Raw genomic sequence first — 6,183 nt, 5'->3', positions numbered from 1 at the left:
TCTCCACTGACATAATGCTTTTCTTTTGATTTCCACTCCCTGTTACCTTTAGTCCATTGGCATGAACGGTTCCAAGCACGTGTCCCATAAATCGCTTCTCCATTTACCTGCAGCCATTTACCTATCTGCAACAAGCGTTCCTGCATTATAGGAGGAATTTTACCATTAGCGTTCGGACCAATATCCAATAGTAAGTTTCCACCTTGGCTAACTATGTTTGCAAGCGTTAATATTAATGCTTTCGGTGAAGTGTAATCTTCCAAATCTTCATTCTGATTATATCCAAAAGAGAGGCCAATTCCGCGGCACTCTTCCCATGGCTTATCAAAAGTACTGTTAGTGCTGCTATATTCTCGTGTATAATAGTCACCATGTTTTCTGCCGGTGTTATTGGCCCAGCGGTCATTGACCACGATGCTGTCTTTTACCGGAGATTCTGAATACAACCAAGCTAATGTCCTTTCAGCTTGCCACTGTTTGTCATTTAATCGATCTGGCCCGTCAGACCATATCAAATCGGGTTTATAGCGGTTCACCAAATCTTTTAACTGCGGAAAGAAGTGCCGTTCATAAAACAAGTCCATTGTCTCTTTATTATAAAGTGGATTGTCCCATTCTCTTAAAGAAAAATAGCATCCAACTTTTATATCCGTTTTCCGTAACGCATCTACATATTCTCCCACCAAGTCCCGATGGGCTCCTATTTCCATACTATTCCATGGCCGTCCATAGCTGGTAGAAGCCTCTTTACTTGGCCATAACGCAAACCCGTCATGATGCTTTGTAGTCAATACTACATATTTTGCACCAGAGCATTCAAATAGTTTAGCCCATTCATTGGGATCGTAACTAAGAGCTTTGAACATAGGAGCGAAATCGGCATAGGTAAAATCTCTTCCATACATTTCCAAGTGGTAATCAGATACTTCCGTACCCTTAAAATCCCCATTACCCATTAGTGTTTTGTTGTCGAGCCAATATTTATACCATTCAGAGTATGTCCCTTTGGGCGACCAAGCAGGAACGGAGTACAACCCCCAATGAATGAAAATGCCAAATTTGGCATTTTCGAACCACGTCGGAACCGGACGCTTGTCAAGCGATTCCCAGTGCGGTTGATAGCTGTTTTGAGCCATTGAGGAAATAGCAACTAATAAACAAAACAGAAATAACCATTTTTTTTTCATATAACCTGTTTATTAAATATAAAATTAAAAATATAATGCAATATTAATAAAATTAATCATATTTTGAAAATATTCAACTATTATTTATTAGTAATGACATATCTCCCGATATGTCATTACACTAAGAAGTCATAAACCAAACTAATAAATATGACTTTTACTATCAATCATTAAATACAATTTCCAGAAAAAACATTATTTGTATCCGGGAGTTTGCTTTATTTCCGGATCCTTATCAAGCATTTTCTGTTCTATCGGCCAAAGCACTTTATAAGCCTCTGTAACTTCATTCAAAATAGGCTGGCCATTATTCTTTAAATTGGCTTCTTTGCAGAAAACTAAATGTTTTCCACCTTTGGTCAAAGTCATGCGTAGTACATCCCACCATCGTTGCCCTTCTTGGACAAACTCTTTGTCTTTCTCGTGTAAAACAGCTAATTCATTTTGTGTAAAATCACCTGCTTTATAAGCATATATATTTTCATCCCAATTTTCCGCATATGCACGTTTACGAACTAAATTAACATACTTTTCTACGTTTGCATTATCACCTTCCATATTGGCTATTTCAGCTAATGAAAGATAAACCCACGGCAAACGATAAAAAACATAATCACCACAATAAACACGGTTACCCTCTGCGTTGATATAACCTATATTCTTGCAAACATGAGTTCCCCACAGAGCCAGATTGTTTTCGGAATCTTTCTTATATGACGCCATGAAAGTCGCATCACGGCGTGTATCCTTCACATCAAACAGCTGAAAAAGTTCTGGAATATATTCATACCATTGCGCTCCGCCTTTTTTGGCATCAAACGGGTCATCCCATTTAGAACCGTCAGCACGATAACCAGCTTTATCAATTTCACCTTGATTCATATATACATAATTGTTATTGCCGTTTGTAGCTTCTCCTTCGGCATAACGTATAGCAAATATTATTTCGTCATTGCCTTTGTGGGACTTGGCTTCAAATACATTTGCAAAATTATCCAGCAATTTTAAACCATAGTTATTAGCTACATTTTCCAGATGTGATTTAGCGATTTGTAAATCAGCTATATTAGCTTCATTGTCACCTGTAGTAACTTTTGAAGTCCATAAATAAACTTCGCCCATCAGGCACTCTGTAGCGGCTTTGGACCAATATACTTTCTTACCGCGGTTATATGGATCGAAATTGGTTATATTCCCAAAGTACTCTATTGACAAATCCAGATCTTTTTTTATTTGCGTCATAACTTGCTTGGGGGTAGCACGAGCCATATACAATTTATTGGGATCAAGTACTCCATCTATCACTTCTACATCAAGTCGCAGAGGTACTCCTCCATAGATACGATAAAGCTCAAAATAAATAAAAGCACGCAAGCCATAAGCTTGTCCCAAATAAAATCTCTTCTTTGCTTCATCTACATAATCGGCTTTGCTTACACGGTCAATAAATAAATTGAGATTGGCTAAACGTCCATAATGCCCACCAAAGTTTGTTACACCGGTGTTATCTTTATCAAAATTCTGCAGTATAATGCTACCGCCATTTAGCGCATTACCATCAGAAGCATTGCCACTTTTATAAATGCCGCCTCTCATTTCTCCAAATGTGAAAATATGCTGTCCAGCCACATCACGTATATGTTTATGAATACCATCCATATAACCTGTAACTTGAGCCTCCGTAGTCCAATATGAACCACTACCATAATAATCAATTGGAGATAAGTCTAATAAATCACTACACGAGGTAGTCATAAGCCCCGAAGTGGCTAATAGAACACCCGATATAATAATAGATTTTATATTTTTCATATGCTTGTTTATTAATTATGAGTTATTAAAATGTAACATTAATACCGAAAAGCAATGTACGTGGCAATGCATAACCAGAGCCCGCCTTTGAAACTTCGGGGCTTGCTACATTAGCAAAAGTTATGTATCCCAAATTCTGACCTGTAACCGATACATCCAGTTTCTGGCAATATAACTTGCGGGCAAGTGCCTCAGGCAAAGAATAGGATAGTGATATCTCGCGAATTGCCAAATAGTTACCTTTATAAGCGAACATGGTTGAAGTACGGTAATAATTTGCAGTGCCTAACTGGTCGGCCCATACATATCTTGGATACTTGGCATTTGGATTTCCTTCAGACCAAGTATTGAATACGTCGGTTGTAGTATTATATCCACCTTGCATACATCCCAAGAACCAAGGTGTTGTATTATCGTAAATCCAATAATCCAAACCAAAATCAAAGCGCCCATATAGGGTTAAACCTTTCCAACTCAAAGTTGTGTTAAAACCGCCAAACCAACGAGGAGTCGTATTACCAATTACAATTTGATCATAAGAATCAATTTGTCCATCTCCATTAATGTCTTTCCATTTCATATCACCCGGTTCGATCTGGAGAGCTTTCGCTTTTTCAGCATCCGATAAAGCTGCATAAGCTTTAGGACCATATTGATATTTACCTTGATAATTGCCTGTTTTAACTACTAAATCTCCAGGAATTTCGTCCCAGCTTTTATAAATACCTTCTGCTTTATATCCAACTAAGATGCCAGGCTCTTGCCCTTCCTGTTTACCTCCAACGAAAACGATCTCATCTACCAGATTCCCTTTTTCGTCCATAATTTTACGCCCTGTATAGATTTGCTGTCCATCTATACGATTTTTAGGCTGCCCATTATCAGGTAAAGAAACAACCTTATTTTTATTATATGAAATGTTTCCTCCCATTTTCCATGTCCAATCTTTTAGCTTAAGAATGGTACCGGATAACTCTATTTCAAGACCACTGTTACGAAAATCTCCATTATTGTTTTTCACTGAAGAAAATCCGGTAGTAGTGGGCAAACTTAAATCAGCATACTTATCCATAGTCAAACGATTATAATAAGTAAAATTTGCATTTAAGCGATTATCAAAAAAACTCAAATCCAAACCAACTTCGGCTGTACTTGTTTTCTCCCATTTTAATCCCGGATTGGGAAGAGAGCCAATTAGGTACCCTACATTTCCATTATACTTCTGAGAGTTATAGGATCCTTGTAAAGTATAGGCTCCAATGCCTGTAGCATTACCATTCACACCATAGCTGGCACGCAACTTACCAAATGAAAGATCCGGAATGGCACTTTTAATGAAATCTTCCTTTCCGAAGACCCATCCCGCTGAAACACCGGGGAAAAAGCCCCAACGATTATTTCCCAGCAGAGAAGAATATCCATCATAACGAAATACTCCCGACAGTAAGTATTTTCCCAGATAATCATAATTCAAGCGTCCAAAGTAAGAGAGAATACGATATTGACTGTGCCAGGAATCAATTCCCCGCTTCCCTTTATCCGAGCTTGTCAAGCCCAAGTCCCCAAAATCATCAGTCGGCGCACCCGAACCGGAAGCACTGAATCCCTTTGTCTTTTTGTCGTAATACTCCGAACCTAACATGATGTCAACATAATGGTTCTTCGCGAACGTATTATTGTAATTCACAACGACATTATAGGTTTGAGAAAAGTCTCGCTCAAACTTTGCAGAAGTGCTTCTTGATGTTTCAAATTTCCCGGGAGCAGTCTCATAATCTTTTGTAAAACTTTCATACACGCCTTCTGAATAATACCAGTTAGCATTTCCTTTAATAGTTAGGTTTTTCATTGGCTTAATTTCCAGAGACTGAATCATCGTAAACTTATCAGTCTGATTGTCTATTAGCCATTTGTCAGGCTGATAAGACTGATTTCCGTCACTCGAATTGGGACCTAAAACCGGATTTCCATCTTCATCTTCATAACGAACCGTAGGAGGCAAAGACATAATTCGACCGAAATAATTACCCTCATCACCCTGAGAACCAGGCATAGAGCGCCAGTTAGCACGGTTGTAGTTGAAGTTTGAGCTGGCTGTCATCCAGTCAGTTACTTTGTAATTACCATTGAACACAAAACTATATCGTTCATAAAATGAAGAAATAGGGAGCCCTTCAGATTTGTTATATCCTAATCCGGCATAATATGCCCCTTTATCATTACCACCAGACATATTTATATTATAGTCTTGAGTAATAGATGGATTGTTTAAATTATAATCTGAAGGTTTAATGTCTTTATAAAGAAGAGTAACAGACTGATCAATAGGATCTTGCATTTGTTGCCAACCTTTATTTAACAGAAAATCATTCTCCTTATTTTTAACCAGCAAATTCCAAACCAAATTATCACCGTATTTATTGCCCGTTCCATATGCAGAAGCACTATTAAGTGACGATTTATTAGCCCATGGAGTTGTATTATATGCTGTGCGCAGAGCTGTAATAAAATCTTTAGCACCTAAAAACTCATAAGGGTTATTGACATAATTTAGCCCCACCTTTGCTTTGAAATTGATTTCACGATGTCCCGCTTTTCCCGTTTTGGTTGTAATCAAGATAACACCATTACTGGCACGTGCACCATACAAAGCAGTGGCACCGGCGTCTTTCAGAACTTCCATAGATTCAATATCCTCAGGATTTATATCACTTAGAGCACTTCGTAATTGTCCGTCAACCATGACTAAAGGTGCACCGCTTCCGTCCCAATCAGTGCCACCACGTAGTACAATACTTGGGGTGCTGCCAGGATTACCAGAACTCTGTGTCACTTTTAGACCAGCCACCGCACCGGATAATGCTTGGGCCGGATTTGAGAAAACGCCTACTTTTAATGCCTCCTCATTCACTTTGGTAATAGAACTGGTCACTTTCGAACGAAGTTGCTTACCACCATATCCCGTGACAACAACTTCAGCTAACATTTCAGAGTCCTCTTTTAACTTGATATTAAAAGAGTTTTTGCCTTTCACATCGATCGTTTGAGGCTGATAACCAACATAGGAGACCTTAATCTTCCCATTCGGATTTACCGAGATCGTAAATTTTCCGTCAATGTCGGTTATAACACCATTGGTGGTACCGACCTCGACAACACTTGCTCCGATGACTGTTTCACCGGT

The 6,183-nt window shown here is 38.6% G+C and carries 3 protein-coding genes; all 3 read right to left on the bottom strand.

The window, feature by feature from the left end; translation table 11 throughout:
- The coding region (locus JZY04_RS20535) for an alpha-L-fucosidase (protein WP_220577455.1) at positions 1-1,136 on the bottom strand (1,136 nt) is incomplete at its 3' end.
- Positions 1,137-1,382: 246 nt separating this feature from the next.
- On the bottom strand, positions 1,383-2,999 hold the full coding sequence (locus JZY04_RS20530; protein ID WP_122143697.1) for a RagB/SusD family nutrient uptake outer membrane protein: 1,617 nt from the start codon (positions 2,997-2,999) through the stop codon (positions 1,383-1,385).
- Positions 3,000-3,024: 25 nt separating this feature from the next.
- Positions 3,025-6,183: TonB-dependent receptor (locus tag JZY04_RS20525; RefSeq protein WP_220577454.1), on the bottom strand; the 3,159-nt coding region annotated here is incomplete at its 5' end.

Origin of the sequence: Bacteroides sp. 11BF (genome assembly GCF_019633765.1) — a bacterium.
GTDB classification, from domain to species: Bacteria; Bacteroidota; Bacteroidia; order Bacteroidales; family Bacteroidaceae; genus Bacteroides; species Bacteroides hominis.
The sequence above is the reverse complement of the archived record's forward strand: the minus strand, read 5'-3'. Positions and strand labels throughout refer to the sequence as shown.